Source organism: Roseateles oligotrophus, from assembly GCF_014204525.1.
GTDB classification, from domain to species: domain Bacteria; phylum Pseudomonadota; class Gammaproteobacteria; order Burkholderiales; family Burkholderiaceae_C; genus Paucibacter_A; species Paucibacter_A oligotrophus_A.
Window position 1 is genome coordinate 602,141 of record NZ_JACHLP010000001.1, and the last position, 18,934, is coordinate 621,074.

Here is an 18,934-nt window from a genome sequence, read left to right on the forward strand (position 1 = left end):
GGGCGGCTTGGGAGTGGGGGTCTGATCGTTCACGAGGCGCGGATTATCCGTGCTCCGCAGACGAAAGCTGAAGGAAGCACCGAATCCCTGCGGCACAATCCCGGCATGAGCCTGGTTTTCCCCCACACCTTCGTCCCCTGGTTTCGCGCCGTCGCCCCCTATATCCACGCCTACCGAGGTGAGACCTTTGTGGTCGGCATGACCGGTGAGCTGGTGGCGGCGGGCAAACTCAATGCCTTCGTCCAAGACCTCGCCATCCTGCATGCCATGGGCATCAAGATCGTGCTGGTCCATGGTTTCCGCCCCCAGGTGAACGAGCAATTGGTGGCCAAGGGACACCCGGCCCGCTACAGCCAGGGCATGCGCATCACCGATGCCGTGACCCTGGACTGCGCGCAAGAGGCCGCCGGCCAGCTGCGCTTCGAGATCGAGGCCGCCTTCTCCCAAGGCCTGCCCAACACCCCCATGGCCAATGCCGCAGTGCGGGTGGTGTCAGGTAACTTCCTGACCGCGCGGCCCGTGGGCATCGTCGACGGCGTGGACTTCCAGCACAGCGGCGTGGTGCGCAAGGTCGACGCCACGGCCATCCAGAAGGCGATCGACATCGGCGCCATCGTGCTGCTGTCGCCCTTTGGCTTCTCGCCCACCGGCGAGGCCTTCAATCTGAGCATGGAAGACGTGGCCACCAGCACCGCCATCGCCCTGCAGGCCGACAAGCTCTTGTTCGTCTGCGAGGTGGCGGGCGTGCCCGAGAACCCCAAGGACCCGAACAGCCCCATCGACACCGAGCTGGCCGTCATCGACGCCCAGCGCCTGCTGGCCGCTAGCCCCAAGCCCACCTCGCCGCTGGACGTAGGCTTTTATCTGCAGCACTGCGTGCGCGCCTGTCTGGGTGGGGTGGAGCGCTCCCACATCCTGCCGCTGGCGGTGGACGGCGCCTTGCTGCAAGAGGTCTACACCCACGACGGCATCGGCACCATGGTGGTGGACGAGAAGCTGGAAAGCCTGCGCGAGGCCAGCTCGGACGATGTGGCCGGCATCATCAATCTGATCGAGCCCTTCGAGCGCGACGGCACCCTGGTCAAGCGCGACCGCACCGAGATCGAACGCGATGTCGAGCTCTACACCGTCATCGAGCATGACGGCGTGATCTTCGGCTGCGCCGCCCTCTACCCCTATGTCGAGGCCAAGACGGCCGAGATGGCGGCGCTGACCATCTCGCCCGCCGTGCAAGGCCAGGGTGACGGCGACCGCATCCTGAAGCGGGTGGAGCAGCGCGCCAAGGCCCAGGGCCTGGCCAGCATCTTTGTGCTAACCACCCGCACCATGCACTGGTTCATCAAGCGCGGTTTTGTGCAGGTGGACCCGGAATGGCTGCCCGAAGAGCGCAAGCGCAAATACAACTGGGACCGCCGCTCCCAGGTGCTGGTCAAGAAGCTCGCCTGAGAGGGTGAGAACTTTTTACTGCGCGGTCGCCATGCGTCGTTGGACGGTGCTCGGAATCCTCACGTACAGGGAGTACGTTCCGGTTCCTGCGCTCCGTCCGCCTAGCCTGACGACCGCTCGCGACAAAAGTTCTCACCCTCTGAGCATTCTTGCCCCGCCCTGCCCGCGGTTTTTGGCCGGGCGCTACAGTGCGCCCAAGCATTTTTCTCACCTGTTCTGAAGAGGTATCGCCATGGCTCGCACCGTGCAATGTGTTCATCTGAAAAAAGAGGGCGAAGGCCTGGACTTCGCGCCCTACCCCGGCGATCTGGGCAAGCGCATCTACCAAGAGGTCAGCAAGGAAGCCTGGGCCCTGTGGCTCAAGCACCAGACCATGCTGGTGAATGAAAACCGCCTGAATCTGGCTGATCTGCGCGCCCGCCAATACCTGGCCCGCCAGATGGAGCAATTCTTCTTCGGCACGGGTGCCGAAGCGGTGGCGGGTTATGTCCCGCCATCGGCCTGAACGCCGTGACGGCGAAGAATGGTGGGGCCCACTCATTGGCGCGCTGCGCAGGTGATGAGGGCACCAACCATTCTTCTTCGGCACTTGGATAGGAGCGCAAACAGGCTGGGCAGCGCGGGCTCCGACCCTCGCACGATCAAACAAGAATAATTCTTGTTCCATGTAAACTTTCGGCACCTCACTTTCTAGGTACGGAGTCATCATGCGTTTGTCCAAATTCGTAAAGCCCCTGCTTTCCCTGGCCGTGTTGAGTGCTTTTGCCGCGCCGGCACTGGCACAGGAACAAGTGCTGAATCTATATTCGGCCCGCCACTATCAAACCGATGAGGCGCTGTACGCCAATTTCACCAAGGCCACCGGCATCAAAATCAACCGGGTCGATACCGACGATGCCGGCCTGCTGGCCCGCTTGAAAAGCGAGGGCGCAGCCAGCCCCGCCGATGTGGTTTTGCTGGTAGATGCCGCACGCCTTTGGCAGGCCGACGAAGACGGCCTGTTCCAACCCGTCAAATCCACCGTGCTGGAGCAACGAATCCCCGCCCATTTGCGCGCCAAGCCCAGTGACAAAGGCACGGAATGGTTTGGCTTGTCGACGCGTGCGCGCGTGATCGTTTACAACAAGCAAAACGTCCAGAAACAGGACGTGCAGAACTACGAGGATTTGGGCGAGGCCAAGAATAAGGGCCGGGTTTGCACCCGCTCGGGTTCGCACCCCTACAACCTCTCGCTATTTGGCTCGATGTATGAGCATCTGGGCGCCGCCGCCACCGAAACCTGGCTGAAGGGCGTGGTCGCGAATATGGCCCGCGCCCCCAAGGGCGGCGATACCGACCAAATCAAGGCGGTCGCCAGCGGTGAATGCGGCGTGGCCATCACCAACACTTACTATCTGGCCCGGCTGATGCGTTCGGACAAGCCGGATGACCGCGCGGTGGTGGAAAAAATTGGCGTGGTTTTCCCTAATCAACAAAGCTGGGGCACCCACATCAATATCGCCGGTGGCGCAGTGGCCAAGCACGCCAAAAATCGCGACAACGCCGTCAAATTCCTCGAGTATTTGAGCAGCGACGAAGCCCAGGGCTATTTCGCCAACGGCAATAACGAATGGCCCGTCGTGGCCGGCCTGCGCCCCGCCAATCCGGCCCTGACCGCACTCGGTAACTTCAAGAGTGAAACCATCCCGGTGGCCGCGATTGGCCCGAATCTGCCCAAGGTGCAACAGTTGCTGGATCGGGTCGGCTACAAGTGATTTGAAAGCAGCCGGGGCGGCAGTATCTACTCGGGAGATACCCACCCGCCCTGACTTCCGGCATATGCAAACGCCGACAAAAAGACAACAAAAGGGGCGCCGGTAAAACTCTGGATCTGGCTGTTTCTTTTCACCCATGCCTATAATGGGCCCGTCCAGGTTTTGCCTCACCCCTATTTCGCGAGGATTTGCATATGTCTTCTCTCAAAGACCTTTTGGCCCAACGGGCCGCGCTTGACGAACAAATTTCGCAAACCAAGGAGCGCGAGCGCGCCGAAGCGATTGCGAAGGTCAAGTCTCTGATGTCGGACTATGGTTTGACGGCCGCAGATCTGAGCACCCGCACACCCAAGGCAGCCAAGGTTTCCAAAGTAGCGGTCAAGTACCGCAACCAAGCCACCGGCGAAACCTGGAGCGGCCGCGGCCTGCAACCCAAATGGCTGAAAGCCGCCATTGCAGCCGGCGCTAATCTGGCTGATTTCCACGTCTGAACATACAGATCCCGCCATGGGTTTAAGCTCCCCAGGCCAACCTCAAAAAGCCACCCGCTGCGGTGGCTTTTTTGCGTCTACCGCAATATGGGCATGCACCCAAGGTTTTCCCACCCACCCGAATCGAGGGGGCCACGGCTTCGATAGGCGCGGAGCCAACTGCTAGGATTCCCGCGGGTCCAACAGTTTGACAATATTCACGAGGCGGTTTTCGCGCTGATTGTCGGGTCTGGAAACCTCCCACTGGACCATTGATAAGCCCATGCTCGCCCCTTTTTGCAGCCCTGCGCCGCAACAAATATTCGTGGATGATTTGGACAACATTGCCAGCGCGCCCGCGAACACGCCCCAGCCGCTCCGCCGGCCCTGGTTGCTGGAATTCGCGCAGACGCCTTTGCTGGCCCTGGCCTACCTGCTCTGCGCCTGGCCGTTCCTGAGCAGCCCTGCAGCGGCGACCGCCCCTGCCTTGATCTGGCCGCCGGCCGCGCTCGCCTTGCTGGCTTTTTTCTGGCGCGGCAAGCGCGCATTACCGGGCTTGCTGCTGGGCATAGCCGGCCTGCTGCTGGTGCAAGAACCCAACAACCCGCAGGGCCCCAGCTGGATCTGGGGCGTGCAAAAAATGCTTGAACTGGTCGGGCCGGCCGCCGCCGCCCTGTGGCTGCGGCGCTGGGACTTCCACCCTACGCTGACCCGGCGTCGCGACCTGCTGCTGTTCTGCGCCGCGGCCTTGCTGCTGGGCCCGGCCCTCAGCGGCTTGCTGCCCCTGCTGCTCGGCCCCATGGACCACTCCCCCGGCCTGGCCTGGGCCCTGGGCAGCGCCAGCCATGCCTTCAGCGTGCTGAGCCTGGCACCCGCCTGGCTTGCCCTGCTTGAGCTCTGGCAAGGCAAGACGCCGGGGCAACAAGGTCTTGCCCAGACCCACTGGGCAGAACTGCCGCTGCAGCTGCTGCTGAGCCTGGCCTTGCTGGCCAGCGCCACCCCTTTTTTCGCAAGCCAGAACGGCGCCGCCTCAAGCCGGGCCGCCTGGATATTCCTGCCTCATGGGCTGCTCGCGGCCATGAGCCTGGGCCGGGGCCGCGCCCTGCCCACCTTGGCCGCTCTGGCCTTCAATGCCCTGGTCTTGCTGGCCAGCGCCCAGGGCTTGGGGCCACTGGGCGCGGGGACCGACGGCCCATCCGCAGCGCTGATCTGGGGCTATCTGGCCAGCCTGGCCGCCATCCCCTTGCTGGCCGGCACGCTGAAGGCGCAGCTGCATGAACGCCAGCAGGATTGGCAGCGCGTCCTGGCCAATGCCGATCTGGCGCAGGCCGAATGGCGCTTGGGGCCGCAGGGCGCCAGCCTGGTCAGCGCCTCGGCCCTGTGGCTGCGCGAGCTGGGGCCGCTGTCGGCGGCCAGCGCGCCCATCGGCCATTGGCTGGCGGCCGCCCACCCGCTGGACCGCGAACGGGTGCGCCAAGCCCTGGAAAGCCTGCTGCCCGCCGTGGGCAAGGAAAGCTGCCGCGAGACGGTTCGGCTGCTGGGCAAGAACGGGGAATGGCGGCATTTCGAGCTGCGCGCCCTGGTGCAGGAGCGCAGCTTCCATGCCGGCCGGCCGGGCCGTGCACTCTATCTGCAGTGCACGCTGGCCGACATCTCCTGGCGCCACACGGCGGAGGAGCGGCAGCGCATGAGCATCAGCCTGTTCCAGCACATCCACGAGGGCTTGATGCTGACCGACCTGGACAACCAAGTGCTGGACGTCAACCCCAGCTATTGCGAGATGCTGGGCGCGCCGCGCGAGGCCTTGATCGGCCAGGCGGCCACCCCGCTCAGTGCGGCCACCTTGCGCCGCTCCGGCCTGGACCCGGCGCAGATGCTGGCGGCCCTGGCCAGCCAGGGCTTCTGGCAATGCCGGGTGCATACCGAACGCGCCGATGGCAGCCCCTGCCAGCTGCAGCTGACCGTCTCCACCGTCCCCGAACCCGATGGCCCGCTGCGCTACCGGGTCGTGACCGTCACCGACCTCACCACCACCTTGCTGCAGCAGGAGTTGCTGGAACGCCAGTCCCGCTTTGACGCCCTGACCCATCTGCCCAATCAGGAGGAGTTCATGCGCCGCCTGCATGCCGGCCTGCAACAGGCCGAGCGAGAAGGCTTTCGCCTCAGCATCTGCCGCGTCGACCTGGACCAGTTCAAGCGCATCAACAGCCAGCGCGGCAGCGATGTGGCCGACGCCTTGCTGCAGCAAGTCGGCCTGCGCCTGAAGAACGCCTTGCGCAGCGCCCCGCAATGGGCCGATACCGTTGCCCGCCTGAGCGGCGATGAATTTGCCCTGCTCTTGCGCGGCAGCAGTCAGGAGGAAACCCAGCTGGCCCTGGAGCGCCTGCTCAAGCTGCTGTCCCTGCCCTACCGCCTGGAGTCCGCCACGGCCGGCGCCGAAGCCCAGGTACTCAGCATCACCGCCAGCATTGGCGCCACCGTCTACCCGCAGGACAACTCCGACGCCGAAACCCTGATGCGCCACGCCGGCCATGCGCTCTACCGGGTCAAGCACAGCGGCCGCAACGCCTTCCAGCTGTTCGACACCGCCAAGCGCCTGCGCGATGAGGCCAGCCTGATCGCGCTGGCCCGGGTGCAGCAGGCCCTGGACGCCAACGAACTGCAACTCTTCTACCAACCCAAGATCGATATGCACAGCGGCGAGGTGCTGGGCATGGAGGCCTTGCTGCGCTGGCAGCACCCGGAGCGCGGCCTGCTCTCGCCCCTGCACTTCCTGCCCCTGATCGAATCCACCGGCCTGGCGGTACAGGTAGGGGATTGGGTGATTGAACAAGCGCTGAAGCAATGCGCCCAGTGGCTGTTGGATGGCCTGCCCCTGCAAGTCAGCGTCAATGTGACGGCACGCCAGTTGCAAATGCCGGACTTCTCCCAGCGCCTGCTGGAGCTGATTCGCCGCCACCCCGAGCCCGTCGCCAGCCACCTCTGCCTGGAGGTGCTGGAATCGGCCGCCCTGGCCGATGTGGACGCCACCCACGCCCTGATCCAGCGCTGCCGCAGCTTTGGCGTCAGCTTCGCGCTGGACGACTTCGGCACCGGCTACTCCACCCTCACCTATCTGAAGCGCCTGCCCGTCGATGCCCTCAAGATCGACCGCTCCTTTGTGCAGAATATGCTGCTGGACCCGCAGGACAGCGCCCTGGTGGAGGGCGTCATCGGCCTGGCCCGCAACTTTGGCTGCAGCGTGGTGGCCGAGGGGGTGGAATCGGCCGCCCACGCCCAGGCCCTGCTGGCCATGGGCTGCCAGCTGGGCCAGGGCAATGGCATCGCGCCTGCCATGCCCGCGACCGACGTGCCGGACTGGGTGCAAGGCTTCGCCCAAGCCGGATGGCGCACCCGCATCGGCGGCGGCGCTGCCGGCGTGCCTTAGACTCCCCGGGGTGATCCCACCCGGCTTTATCCAAGATTTAATCTCCCGCGTCGACATCGTCGAAGTCGTGGGCCGCCATGTCGAGCTCAAGAAGGCCGGCATCAACCACAAGGGCCTGTGCCCCTTCCACGGCGAGAAGTCCCCCAGCTTCATCGTCAGCCCCACGCGCCAGACCTACCACTGCTTCGGCTGCGGTGTACACGGCAATGCCCTGGGCTTTTTGATGGAGTACAGCGGCCTGGGCTTTGTCGAGGCGGTGCAAGACCTGGCCCAGCAGGTCGGCATGACCGTGCCCGAGGACGAGCGCTCGGCCGAGGAGCGCGAGCGCGCCGCCCAGCAGAAAAAACGCCAGGCAACGCTGAGCGATGTGCTGCTCAAGGCCAGCGACCACTACCGCCTGCAGCTGAAAAAATCGCCCCGCGCCATCGACTACCTGAAGAAGCGCGGCCTGACCGGCCAGATCGCCGCCCAGTTCGCCCTGGGCTACGCGCCCGAGGGCTGGCGCAGCCTGGCCAGCGCCTTCCCCTCCTACGAAGACCCCCTGCTGGCCGAAACCGGCATGGTGATCGTGCAGAACGCGGAAGGGCCCGAGGCCGAGCAGAAACGCTACGACCGCTTCCGCGACCGCATCATGTTCCCGATCCGCAATGTGCAGGGCGAGACCATAGGTTTCGGCGGCCGGGTGCTGGACAAGGGCGAACCCAAATACCTCAACTCGCCCGAGACCCCGGTATTCAGCAAGGGCCGCGAGCTCTACGGATTGTTTGAAGCCAGGGTAGGCCTGCGCCAGCGCGGCTATGCCCTGGTGGTAGAGGGTTATATGGACGTGGTGGCGCTGGCGCAGAGCGGCTTCCACAATGCCGTCGCCACCCTGGGCACGGCCTGCACGGCCGAGCATGTGCAAAAGCTGTTCCGCTTCACCGAGTCCGTGGTGTTCAGCTTCGACGGCGACGCCGCCGGCCGCCGCGCCGCCGGCCGGGCCCTGGAAGCCGCCCTGCCCCATGCCAGCGATGTGCGCAGCGTCAAATTTCTCTTCCTGCCGGCCGAACACGATCCCGACAGCTATGTACGCGAATTCGGCGCCGAGGCTTTCGAGCGTTATGTCAACGAGGCCGTGCCGCTGTCACGCCAGCTGATGGAGTCCGCCGCCGAGGGCTGCGATCTGGGCAGTGCCGAGGGCCGTGCCCGCATGCTGGCCAATGCCAAGCCCCTGTGGCAAGCCCTGCCCACGGGCCTGCTCAAACGCCAGCTGCTGGGCGAGCTGGCGCGGCGCACCCAGCTGCCGGACCAGGAGTTGATGTCGCTCTGGCAGCTGGGCACCCCTGCACCGGCAGCACGCGGCGGCCCGGCCCACGAGACTTTCGACGCCTTTGATGGCCACGAGCCCTTTTTCGACCACGGCGAGCCCCCCGCCCATCCGGAGGAGCCGGTTGCCAGCGGCCCACCCAAGAGCTGGAAGAAAAAAGAATGGAAGAAGGACTGGAAGCCCAGTGGCAACTGGAAGCGCCGCGGCGAGCCCGAGGATGAAACCCTGGGCACGCCGCGCCACCAACCCGCCGCCAAGGCCGACCACGCCGTGCGCATGCTCTTGCTCAACAGCGCCTGGTGGGTGCAGCTGAGCCCCGAGGATCAGCTGCTCTTGCATGAACTGCCCGGCGTCCACGGCGAGATGATTGCCTGGCTGGAACGCCATCTGATCAACCACGGTGCCGGCGCCTGGTCGGCCCTGGAGGCCGCCCTGGCCGAGGACGAGTTGCTGGACCGGGCCCGCCACCTGAGCCGGGACTTGCACAGCGAACCCGAGCCGGAGTTCGAGGACTTCCAGGCCGTCATCAAGGCCTTGCGCCTGCTTCAGCTCAAGACCGAATCCCAGCGCCTGGCCGCCTCCAATCCGCAAGGCCCGGCGTTTGAGCGCTTCAAGCAAGTGCTGGAGCAGATCCGGGCTTTGGAGGCTGTCAGCAACAGTCCGGGCTGAATCGGTTTTGACCGAGGTCGGCGTTTCGCTGATAATCAACGCTTTTCGCGCGCGGCAAAAGTGACCGCAGCGATTTGCCGGACCCGGCCACCCAGCGAAACTGGGCACCCATCGCGGTATCAAGGCCACTTTTATCCGCCAAGCGCTGCCGACAGTCAAAGGTACACGCTAATTTGCACGCGCCACGCCATGGCCTATCTTTGAAGATCAAAGGTGGCCGCGGCGCATGAAAGCCACCTGGGTCGAGCTCCGCCTTGAAAAGCGCAGTGAACGACCCCAGGTGGCTACTGCATTGTTTAATCGGGTTTTTGCAAAAATATTTTTTGCAAAAACGCTCTGAATTCAATTCCTGGCCCCGCCCGCCCCATCCACCCGAGGATTTGCATGACTGCTAAGAAGACCGCGCCCAAGGCCGCCGAAGTTGACGAGATCAAGAAACCTGCCGTCAGAGTCGTGAAGGCCGCGAAGAATATTGCTGCCGGCGCCAAGCCCGCAGCGGCGGCGGCACCCGTGGCGGCAGCGACCGAAGACAAGCCCAAGCGGGGCCGCAAGCCCAAGGCGGCGACCGAAACGAAAAAGGCCTCGGGCAAGAAGGCCGCCGAGGTTGAAGAAGAAGACTTCTCCGACCTCGAAGCCGATCTGGAAGGCGAACCCGAAGCCGATGCGGAAGTGGCCGAAGCCACCGAAGACAAGCCCAAGGCCAAGCCCCTGCGCATGAAGGTTTCGCGCGCCAAGGAGCGCGCGCTGATGCGCGAGTTCGGCCTGGAAGAAACCGCGCTGACGGAAGAAGAAGCCGCCAAGCGCCGCCACGAGCTGAAGACCCTGATCAAGATGGGCAAGACGCGTGGCTTCCTGACCCACCAGGAAATCAACGACCACCTGCCCGAGAAGCTGGTCAACGAGGAAATCCTCGAGGCCATCATCTCCATGTTGAACGACATGGGCATCGCGGTCTACGAGCAGGCGCCCGACGCCGCCACCTTGCTGATCCAGGGCAGCGCCACCGCCACCTCGACCGAAGAAGAAGCCGAGGAAGCCGCCGAAGCCGCCCTGTCCACCGTGGACTCGGAGTTCGGCCGCACCACCGACCCGGTGCGCATGTATATGCGCGAAATGGGCACGGTGGAGCTGCTGACCCGCGAAGGCGAGATCGAGATCGCCAAGCGCATCGAAGGCGGCCTGCAGGCCATGATGCTGGCCATCTCGGCCTCGCCCACCACCATCGCCCACATCCTGGACCTGGCCGAGAAGATCCGCGCCGGCGAGAAGACCATCTCCGAAGTGGTGGACGGCTTCGTCGCCGCCGATGAGGCCGACGATTATGTGGCCGAGGAAGACTTCGACGAATTCGACGAAGAAGACGATGACGACGGCAATGGCGGCTCCAAGGCCCTGACCAAGAAGCTCGAAGAGCTGAAGAACGCCGCCCTGGTCAAGCTGGACTCGCTGGCCGTCAACTTCGACAAGATGCGCAAGGCCTTCGAGAAGGACGGCTACAAGTCCGCCACCTATAACAAGGCCCAGCACGCCATCAGCGCCGAGCTGATGACCATACGCTTCACCGTCAAGACGATCGAGAAGCTCTGCGATCTGCTGCGCTCGCAGGTGGATGATGTGCGCCGCTACGAGCGGGAACTGCGCAAGATCGTGGTGGACAAATGCGGCATGCCGCAGGAGTACTTCATCAAGACCTTCCCGCCCAATGCGCTGAACCGCGAATGGGCCGAGAAGGAAGTCGCCGCCGGCAAGCCTTACTCCAGCGTGCTGGCCCGCAATCTGCCGCCGGTGCAGGAGCTGCAGCAAAAGCTGATCGACATCCAGAGCAAGGCCGTCGTGCCGATTGATGACCTCAAGGACATCAACAAGAAGATGAACGAGGGCGAGAAGGCCTCGCGCGACGCCAAGAAGGAGATGATCGAGGCGAATTTGCGCCTGGTGATCTCCATCGCCAAGAAGTACACCAACCGCGGCCTGCAGTTCCTGGACCTGATCCAGGAGGGCAATATCGGCCTGATGAAGGCGGTGGACAAGTTCGAATACCGCCGCGGCTACAAGTTCTCCACCTACGCGACCTGGTGGATTCGCCAGGCCATCACGCGCTCGATCGCCGACCAGGCCCGCACCATCCGCATCCCGGTCCACATGATCGAAACGATCAACAAGATGAACCGCATCTCGCGCCAGCATCTGCAGGAATTCGGCTTCGAGCCGGACGCGCCGACCCTGGCCGAGAAGATGGAGATCCCGGAAGACAAGATCCGCAAGATCATGAAGATCGCCAAGGAGCCGATCTCGATGGAAACCCCCATCGGCGACGACGACGACAGCCATCTGGGCGATTTCATCGAGGACACCAACAACACCGCCCCCATCGAAGCGGCGATGCAAGCCGGCCTGCGCGATGTGGTGAAGGACATCCTCGACTCGCTGACCCCGCGCGAGGCCAAGGTGCTGCGCATGCGCTTCGGCATCGAGATGAGCACGGACCACACGCTGGAAGAAGTCGGCAAGCAATTCGACGTCACCCGCGAACGCATCCGCCAGATCGAAGCCAAGGCGATCCGCAAGCTCAAGCACCCGAGCCGAAGTGACAAACTCAGGACCTATCTGGACAATCTTTGATTGGTCAGATAGGAGCCGCTGAAGCGGCTGTGGCCGTGCAGCGGACGCAACTGAGTTTGCGCCGCAGGCACAAACTCAGGACCTATCTGGACAATCTTTGATTGGTCAGATAGGAGCCGCTGAAGCGGCTGTGGCCGCGCAGCGGACGCAACTGAGTTTGCGCCGCAGGCACAAACTCCGGACCTATCTGGACGAGCCGTGATTCACGGTCTGAATTGACCCTCAGGGGCTGGCGCGATCCAGCCCCTTTTTTATGGCCAATTCGCGGTAACAAAGTGTGAACTGCTCGACTAAACTGCGCGGAACTTCCACGCAACGATCCAGCGAGCGCGCTGCGCCGCCCAAGCCATGGCCCAAATCCGGGAACGCACTGTCTTGTTCGCCGACCTGCGCGGCAGCACTGCGATTTTCGAATCCCTGGGCAATGCCGAGGCCACGGCCCTGGTGACGCAAACCGTCAGCCTGATCGGCCAGGCCGTCGGCGAATGCCATGGTCATCTGATCAAGACCCTGGGCGATGGCTTGATGGCCGTGTTCGACAGCCCCAGGGACGGCGTGCGCTCCGCCGTCCGCATGCACGAGTTGCTCGAACGGGTGGTGGCCCGCGGCAAGCTGCAAGGTGGCTCCCCCAGCTTGCGTGCTCTGCGCATGCAGGTTGCGCTGGCGCGCGGCGAAGTGGTAGAGATGAATGGCGACTGCTTTGGCGACGCCGTCAACGTCGCCGCCCGCCTGCTGGACCATGCCGGCGACAACGAAACCCTGATCACCGCCGAAGTCTTGCTAGGCCTGCCCGGCATGCAGAAGGCGAAATTCCGCAGCCTGGACCGCATCGCGGTACGCGGCCGCAGCGAACCGGTGCACGTCCATGTGCTGGACCAGCCCGCCCAAAGCGGCGATATGGCCGCCACCCAGTTCGGCGAGGTCGTCCATGCCGTCGAGCCCGACGGCATACGCCTGCAATGGATGGAGCTGGACCGGGTCTTTGACATCGACAATATGCCCATCGTGCTGGGCCGCAGCGTGCAAGCCACCTACTGCATCACCGACGGCCGGGTCTCGCGCTCGCATGCCCGCATCGACTGGCATGGCGGCAGCTTCTCCGTCACCGACCTCAGCTACAACGGCACTTTTGTGCGCTTCGGGCTTGACGGCGAAATCGTCAGTCTCAAGCGCGGCAGCTGCACCCTGCACGGCAGCGGCGTGATCGGCCTGGGCAGCCCACCCATCGATGCCAGCTCCCCGGTCGTGCGCTTCGAAGTGCTGCACTTTGCCGACACCGAGCCACAGACCATGGGCTCGCTACGCTGCCGGCTTTGAACGACGCAGGCCCAGGCAGGCCAGGCCGGCCAGCAACAAGACCCAGGTCTGCGGCTCGGGCACGGCCTGGGCCGTGAAGACAGCGCCGCCATCGGCCGTGAAGCTGAAGCCGCTGATCGTGTAATGCTCGGCCTGGGCAGAGAAACTGGCCGTGGCAAACAGTGTGTGGGACAGCTCACCGTCCACCCCGCCCGCGCTGCGTGAATGAAAGAAATTGTCGATGTCGAAGCCACCACTGGCCTGGAAGGCATTCGGGTCGGTGGCGCCCAGGAAACGGAACTCGACCTTGAGGGCGCTCAGGTCCAGCCGTGAGCCCTCGCCAAACACCAGCAGATCGGTCTTGAAGCCATGGCTGGCATCGCCCTCCACCTCCATGATCAGGCGACTGCCAGCCTCGGCCGTGAAAGCACCATTGATCAGCATGGTGCCCGGTGAATTGCCGGGGCTGAAAAGCCCAAAATTGTGGACGGCGCCGTTGATCACGCCATTGCCGCCCAGAAAGCCGTTCGTGCCGATGTAAATATCGGCTGCCGTCAGCGTGCTGTTATTGATGACCAGAGTGCCGGTGCCGCCATCGACCGTGCCCGTGCTCGTCTTGTTGCGACCGACGCCCACCCAGCCGGCCGCGATGCTGGAGCCCTCGCTGACCAGCAAGGTGCCGTCCGATCCGCTCAGGCGGCCGACAAAGATGCGGCCATCGCCTACATCCACACTGCTGCCGCCCTTGACCCGCATCAGGGCGCTGCCGTCGTGGGCGACGCTGAGGGCCGCCAGGCCTGCTGCGGCCTGGATGTGGATCTGCGAGCCCCCCGACAGCGTCAGGCTGCCATCGCCCGTGGGCCCATTGGCCGTGCCGCCCAGATTCAGGCTGGCGCCCCGGTCCCCCAGATTGCTGAGCGTCAGCACGCTGCCATTGCCGATATTGGCCACCCCCACGCCGCCCGAGCGGCCGATGGACAAATACGCCCCCGACTGAAAGTTGCCGCTCTGCTGGCCCGAGAAACTCAGGCTGGCGTGATCGACGTTCAACACCCCCAGGCCGCCCGAACGGCCCACATTCATGCCAATGGCCGAGACTTGCGCCTGGTCCGCCACGGTGAGTCGGCCGCTGCTCTGCGGCCCATGGCCCACGCCGATATAGGTGTCGGAGCCGCTCAGCCTGATTTCCGAACCCACCCCCGACACCAGGGCGATGCCCTGCCCGCCATTGCTGGTGTCGCTGCTGCCGCCGATGAACAAGCTGGTGCTGCGGCTGTCGGCCACGGTGGAAACCGCTTGGCCCTCCAGCAGCAGCTTGCCGCCCGCCAGGATGTTGAGCGTGCCCGCACCCTCGCGGCCCACGCGCATCAGCGGGTTGAAGGCCTCGCCCGGGCCGCCGCCGGCCAGCACCGAGGCGGCGCTGAGCGACACCACCGAGCCCACGCCGCTGATATCGAGCCGGCCCGAGGATGCCGCCTCCCGCCCCAGGGACAGCTGGGGCCCGGCGCTCAAGGCCTCGGTGGCGCGCAACTCGATGCGAGCGCCGTTCTGCACCCGCACCGTCCCCGTGCCGTTGCGGCCTATGTCCAGGCGTGCGTTGGTGGCCACACCGTTGGCGGCCGCGCTGGCCGTGCCGGTGATGCTCAGCAAGCTATCGGTGCCATCCAGGTTCAGCTCACCGAAAGCGCCGTCACGGCCCACCGCCACATACCAGACGCCCCGCACCTGGCCGCCATCACTGAGGCTCATATTGGCCGTGCCCAGGCGCTGGCCGACCTGCAAGACGCCCGCATCGCCGACAAAATCGATGGCGGACTGGGCACCGCTGACCGTCATATCGCTGCGCCCGCCGTTGCTGCTCAGATTGACGGCGTTATAGCGTCCAGCAGGCCCGGCAATCTCCAGCCGACCGCCCCGGCTGATGGCCACCGTGGCCCAGGCATTCCGATGGGAGGCGGTGGCGAAATTGGCGCCCGTATTTTCCAGGCTGCCGCCCGTGACACGCCAGATCGAACCCGGCCCATCAATCAGCACCGAGGCAAAGCTGCGCTCGCTGCCCAAGGGGCTGCTGCCGCCCGGGGCTACGCCAAGCGAGGCGCTGTCGGTGCTCAGCAAGCCGCCGTCCAGTACCTGGACCCGGCCCTGGGTCGTGCCGCCCGGCGTGCCAAAGGTGAAGGTCTCGATGGGTGGCCGGAAGACGGCCAGGCCGCCCACGACAAAAGCACGCAGAAAGCTGGCGTTAGAACCGGCGCCTGTGATGGTCAGGCTGGCGTCGGAACCCGCCGCATTGCCGACGAAGTTGTTGCACCAGTGATTGCCCAGCAAGCAGGCCGCCGCATTGGCGCGGCCGTTCAGCGTGGCGCCACCCGAGACGGTCAATTGCCCGCTGCCCCAGGCGCCCAGATCCAGGCGATTGCTATTGCCATCGGCGGTCAGCGTGACCCGGGTGCCCGCACCATCAAACACGCCCGTACCCGAACCCAGGTTGTCACCAAAGCGGATCGACGCTGCCAAAAACTGCGAGCCCGCCGTGACCGAAAAACTGCCTGGTGCACCGCCGCCCACGGTAAGCGTGTTGGCACCGATATCGGTATCTCCGGGGCCGATCGCCAACACGCCGGGGTAGGTGTAGTTAGAACCGCTGCTGGTGATCAGCGCCTGGGCCGACGTGGCCGCCAACGCCAGCAGGTGCACCGCCGCAGCAGTGATGGAGAGTGCAGCTTGTCGCATCTAGGCCTCCGGGGTTGATGGCGGCAGCTTATGCCGGGGCGCGCAGAAGACATCCTCAAGATTGGCGATCACAAGAGCTTGCGACAATGGCGCATGAGCAAACCCCAAGCCGAAGCCCCTTACACCCATGGCAGCGCCAGCAAGACGGCGCTGCTGTTCTGCAATCTGGGCACGCCCGATGCCCCCACCGCGCCGGCCCTGCGCCGCTACCTGGCCCAGTTCCTGAGCGATCCGCGGGTGGTGGAGATACCCCGCATCGTCTGGGGGGCGATTCTGCACGGCATCATCCTGCGGGTACGACCGGCCAAATCGGCGGCCAAATACGCCGGTATCTGGACCCGCGAGGGCTCGCCGCTCAAGGTCTGGACCGAGAAGCAGGCCAAGCTCCTGCAAGGCCAGCTGGGTGAACGTGGCCACAAGATCAGCGTGCGCTACGCCATGCGCTACGGCCAACCCGCCATCGCCAGCACCTTGAGTGCGCTGCGCGCCGAGGGCGTGACTCGGGTGTTGGTCTTGCCGGCCTACCCTCAATACTCGGGCGCCACCACCGCCAGCGTGGTGGATGATGTGGCGCGCTGGGCGCTCAAGACCCGCCACCTGCCCGAGCTGCGCTTCGTTACGCACTATCACGATGAGCCGCTCTACATCGCCGCCCTGGCCGACAGTGTGCGGCGGCACTGGGCGGCCCACGGCCGGCCCGAAAAGCTAGTGATGAGTTTCCACGGCATGCCGGCGCGCAGCCTGGCGCTGGGCGACCCCTACCACTGCGAATGTCTGAAGACCGGCCGCCTGCTGGCCGAGAGCCTGGGCTTGAGCAAGACCGAGTACGAAATCACCTTCCAGAGCCGCTTCGGCAAGGCCAAGTGGCTGGAGCCTTATACCGAACCCACGCTGAAGAAGCTGGCCGCAGACGGCCTGCGCCACGTCGCGGTGATCTGCCCCGGCTTCAGCGCCGACTGCCTGGAGACGCTGGAGGAAATCAATCTGGAGGCCCGTGAGGCCTTTCTCCACGCCGGAGGCCAGCGCTTCGACTACATCCCCTGCCTCAACGACGACCCGGCCGGTATGCGCGCCCTGAGCGCCCTGGCCGAGCGCCATCTGCAGGGCTGGCCCACGCAAGAAACGACGGATGCCGGCGCTCTGCAGCGCCAGCGCGAGCGGGCCCTGGCGCAGGGCGCCAAGGTCTGAGCTTCAGCCGCCGCGCGCCTTTTTGCGCCAGGCCGCCAGGCGCGGCAACAGCAGCAGGGCCGCCAGCACCACAAGCAGCGCCACCGACAGCGGCCGGTCCAGGAACACGCCCCAATGGCCTTCGCCGATGGACAAGGCGTTGCGCAATTGCGCTTCGGCCAAGGGGCCCAGAATCATGCCCACCACGACCGGCGCGGTCGGGAAGCGGTAACGCCGCATCACCACGCCCAGCACGCCGATGGCGTAGAGCAGGAAGAGGTCGAAGGCGCTCTGCCGCATGCCGTAAACACCCACGGTGGCAAAGATCAGGATGCCGGCGTAGAGCGGCGCCTTGGGCAGCTTGAGCAATTTGACCCACAGCCCCACCAGGGGCAGGTTGAGGATCAAGAGCATCACATTGCCGATATAGAGCGAGGCGATCAAGGCCCAGACCAGGGCGCCGTTCGTATCAAACAGCTGCGGGCCGGGCTGAATGCCGTAGTTCTGGAAGGCGCCCAGCAGGATGGCCGCCGTGTTGCTGGTCGGGATGCCCAGGGTCAGCAACGGGATCAGGGTGGCGGTGATGGCGGCGTTATTGGCCGCCTCGGGCCCGGCCACGCCTTCGATGGCACCGGTGGTGCCGAAGGCCTGCTTGTCCTTGGCCAGCTTCTTCTCGGTGGCATAGCTCAGAAAGGTCGGGATCTCGCTGCCGCCGGCCGGAATGCAGCCGAAGGGGAAGCCGATGAAGGTGCCGCGCAGCCAGGAAGGCCAGGAGCGCCGCCACTCGCTCTTGCTCATATGCACCGAGCTCATGCGATTGTGCGTCTCCACCTCCTTGCCCTGGTAGAGCACGGCGTACAGCGCCTCGGCCACGGCGAACAGGCCCACGGCGATCAGCACCACCTCCACGCCGTCCATCAGCTCCGGCACATCGCCGGTGTAGCGGGCCTGGCCGGAAATCTGGTCGATGCCCACCAGGCCCAGGGCCAGGCCCAGGCCTAACGCCGTCAGCCCGCGCACCATGCTCTGGCCCAGCACCGCGCTGACGGTGATGAAGGCCAGCAGCATCAGCAAGAAGTACTCGGGCGGACCCAGCTTGACTGCATGCTCGGCCACCAGGGGCGCGAACAGCGTCACCAGCACGGTGGCGATGGTGCCGGCCACAAAGGAGCCGATGGCCGCCGTCGCCAAGGCCGCACCCGCACGGCCGCTCTTGGCCATCTTGTTGCCCTCCAGCGCCGTCACCATGGAGCCGGCCTCGCCGGGGGTGTTGAGCAGGATGGAGGTGGTGGAGCCGCCGTACATGGCGCCGTAATAGATGCCGGCGAAGAAAATCATCGAGGCGGTCGGGTCCACCTTCAAGGTAATGGGCAAGAGCATGGCCACGGCCGTGGCCGGGCCTATGCCGGGCAGCACACCCACCGCCGTGCCTATGGTGCAGCCCACCAGGGCCCACAGCAGATTGACGGGCGTGCCCGCCGTGGCGAAACCCTGCAACAACTGGTTCCAAACGTCCAACATCAAATCCATCCCGTATTGCTGAGGCCAGGCAGATTGATGGCCAGCAATTGAGTAAAGCCCCAGAACACCGGTGCCGAAATCGCCATGCCCACCAAGGCGTCCTGCAACCAGATGCGCGGGCGCAGGTCCTGCCGGCCCTCGGCCGAGCGGAAGCCGCGTATGGCCAGCACATAGCACAGGGCGCAGCTGAGGATGAAACCCAGGCTGGTGATCAGCCAGGCATTGAGCAGCAAGCCGGCCGAGACCCAGGCAAAGCCCAGCCAGTGGCCGCGGGGCGCACCATCGTCGTCGCCCATTTCACGGAAGCCCCCTTGCAAGGCCTCCTTCAGCAGCCAGAGCGAGCACAGGCCCAGCAGGCCCGCCACCACCCAGGGCAGGAAGTTAGGGGCCACACCGCCGTAGCCGGCGAAGTCGGAGATGGTCCGCGCGCCCGCCCCCAGGCCCAGGGCCAGGGCCAGCACCGCGAGGCTCACGCCCACCTGCCAGCGCGGCTCGCGCTGCGAGCCGGGCTCGGCCATTTGCTGCT

The 18,934-nt window shown here is 65.1% G+C and carries 12 protein-coding genes; 9 read left to right on the forward strand and 3 right to left on the reverse strand.

The window, feature by feature from the left end:
* Positions 1 to 105: 105 nt before the first annotated feature.
* The 8 genes from argA (at position 106) to HNP55_RS02800 (ending at position 13,011) form a co-directional block, all read left to right on the forward strand.
* On the forward strand, positions 106 to 1,446 hold the full coding sequence (gene argA, locus HNP55_RS02765; protein ID WP_184295920.1) for an amino-acid N-acetyltransferase: 1,341 nt from the start codon (positions 106 to 108) through the stop codon (positions 1,444 to 1,446).
* 232 nt (positions 1,447 to 1,678) lie between these two features.
* On the forward strand, positions 1,679 to 1,951 hold the full coding sequence (locus HNP55_RS02770) for an oxidative damage protection protein (RefSeq protein ID WP_184295922.1): 273 nt from the start codon (positions 1,679 to 1,681) through the stop codon (positions 1,949 to 1,951).
* A gap of 202 nt (positions 1,952 to 2,153) precedes the next feature.
* A complete protein-coding gene (locus tag HNP55_RS02775; protein ID WP_184295924.1) occupies positions 2,154 to 3,200 on the forward strand; it encodes a Fe(3+) ABC transporter substrate-binding protein in 1,047 nt (348 codons plus the stop codon).
* Positions 3,201 to 3,394: 194 nt separating this feature from the next.
* On the forward strand, positions 3,395 to 3,691 hold the full coding sequence (locus HNP55_RS02780) for an H-NS histone family protein (RefSeq protein WP_124446203.1): 297 nt from the start codon (positions 3,395 to 3,397) through the stop codon (positions 3,689 to 3,691).
* A 313-nt stretch (positions 3,692 to 4,004) separates the two neighbouring features.
* Positions 4,005 to 7,097, forward strand: coding sequence for a GGDEF domain-containing phosphodiesterase (locus tag HNP55_RS02785; RefSeq protein ID WP_184295926.1), 3,093 nt, complete (start codon positions 4,005 to 4,007; stop codon positions 7,095 to 7,097).
* A gap of 10 nt (positions 7,098 to 7,107) precedes the next feature.
* The gene (gene dnaG / locus HNP55_RS02790) at positions 7,108 to 9,072 is read left to right on the forward strand and encodes a DNA primase (protein ID WP_409993721.1); all 1,965 of its coding nucleotides are present in this window, start codon (positions 7,108 to 7,110) and stop codon (positions 9,070 to 9,072) included.
* Positions 9,073 to 9,456: 384 nt separating this feature from the next.
* Entirely contained in the window at positions 9,457 to 11,694 is a 2,238-nt protein-coding gene (rpoD, locus tag HNP55_RS02795; RefSeq protein WP_184295930.1) for an RNA polymerase sigma factor RpoD, read from the forward strand.
* Positions 11,695 to 12,042: 348 nt separating this feature from the next.
* On the forward strand, positions 12,043 to 13,011 hold the full coding sequence (locus HNP55_RS02800; protein ID WP_184295933.1) for an adenylate/guanylate cyclase domain-containing protein: 969 nt from the start codon (positions 12,043 to 12,045) through the stop codon (positions 13,009 to 13,011).
* Here the strand turns inward: HNP55_RS02800 and HNP55_RS02805 are convergent.
* Positions 12,994 to 15,720 carry a beta strand repeat-containing protein gene (locus tag HNP55_RS02805; protein WP_184295935.1) on the reverse strand — a complete coding sequence of 909 codons (2,727 nt, stop codon included), beginning with the start codon at positions 15,718 to 15,720 and terminating at the stop codon, positions 12,994 to 12,996. The two genes, HNP55_RS02800 and HNP55_RS02805, sit on opposite strands and share 18 nt — an antisense overlap.
* 93 nt (positions 15,721 to 15,813) lie before the next feature.
* Here HNP55_RS02805 and hemH point away from each other — a divergent pair, with 93 nt between their 5' ends.
* Entirely contained in the window at positions 15,814 to 16,908 is a 1,095-nt protein-coding gene (gene hemH / locus HNP55_RS02810) for a ferrochelatase (protein WP_184295938.1), read from the forward strand.
* Positions 16,909 to 16,911: 3 nt separating this feature from the next.
* Here hemH and HNP55_RS02815 read toward each other — a convergent pair whose 3' ends face one another.
* The gene (locus tag HNP55_RS02815) at positions 16,912 to 18,408 is read right to left on the reverse strand and encodes a tripartite tricarboxylate transporter permease (RefSeq protein WP_409993722.1); all 1,497 of its coding nucleotides are present in this window, start codon (positions 18,406 to 18,408) and stop codon (positions 16,912 to 16,914) included.
* Positions 18,408 to 18,926 carry a tripartite tricarboxylate transporter TctB family protein gene (locus HNP55_RS02820; protein ID WP_184295940.1) on the reverse strand — a complete coding sequence of 173 codons (519 nt, stop codon included), beginning with the start codon at positions 18,924 to 18,926 and terminating at the stop codon, positions 18,408 to 18,410. The genes HNP55_RS02815 and HNP55_RS02820 overlap by 1 nt, the downstream gene beginning before the upstream one ends.
* Positions 18,927 to 18,934 lie beyond the last annotated feature (8 nt).

Bases quoted from the DNA above. Each gene is read 5' to 3' on its own strand.
- HNP55_RS02800 (WP_184295933.1), top strand. From the start codon at position 12,043: ATGGCCCAAATCCGGGAACGCACTGTCTTGTTCGCCGACCTGCGCGGC.
- HNP55_RS02775 (WP_184295924.1), top strand. From the start codon at position 2,154: ATGCGTTTGTCCAAATTCGTAAAGCCCCTGCTTTCCCTGGCCGTGTTG.
- argA (WP_184295920.1), top strand. From the start codon at position 106: ATGAGCCTGGTTTTCCCCCACACCTTCGTCCCCTGGTTTCGCGCCGTC.
- rpoD (WP_184295930.1), top strand. From the start codon at position 9,457: ATGACTGCTAAGAAGACCGCGCCCAAGGCCGCCGAAGTTGACGAGATC.
- HNP55_RS02815 (WP_409993722.1), bottom strand. From the start codon at position 18,408: ATGTTGGACGTTTGGAACCAGTTGTTGCAGGGTTTCGCCACGGCGGGC.
- HNP55_RS02780 (WP_124446203.1), top strand. From the start codon at position 3,395: ATGTCTTCTCTCAAAGACCTTTTGGCCCAACGGGCCGCGCTTGACGAA.
- HNP55_RS02770 (WP_184295922.1), top strand. From the start codon at position 1,679: ATGGCTCGCACCGTGCAATGTGTTCATCTGAAAAAAGAGGGCGAAGGC.
- hemH (WP_184295938.1), top strand. From the start codon at position 15,814: ATGAGCAAACCCCAAGCCGAAGCCCCTTACACCCATGGCAGCGCCAGC.
- HNP55_RS02820 (WP_184295940.1), bottom strand. From the start codon at position 18,926: ATGGCCGAGCCCGGCTCGCAGCGCGAGCCGCGCTGGCAGGTGGGCGTG.
- HNP55_RS02805 (WP_184295935.1), bottom strand. From the start codon at position 15,720: ATGCGACAAGCTGCACTCTCCATCACTGCTGCGGCGGTGCACCTGCTG.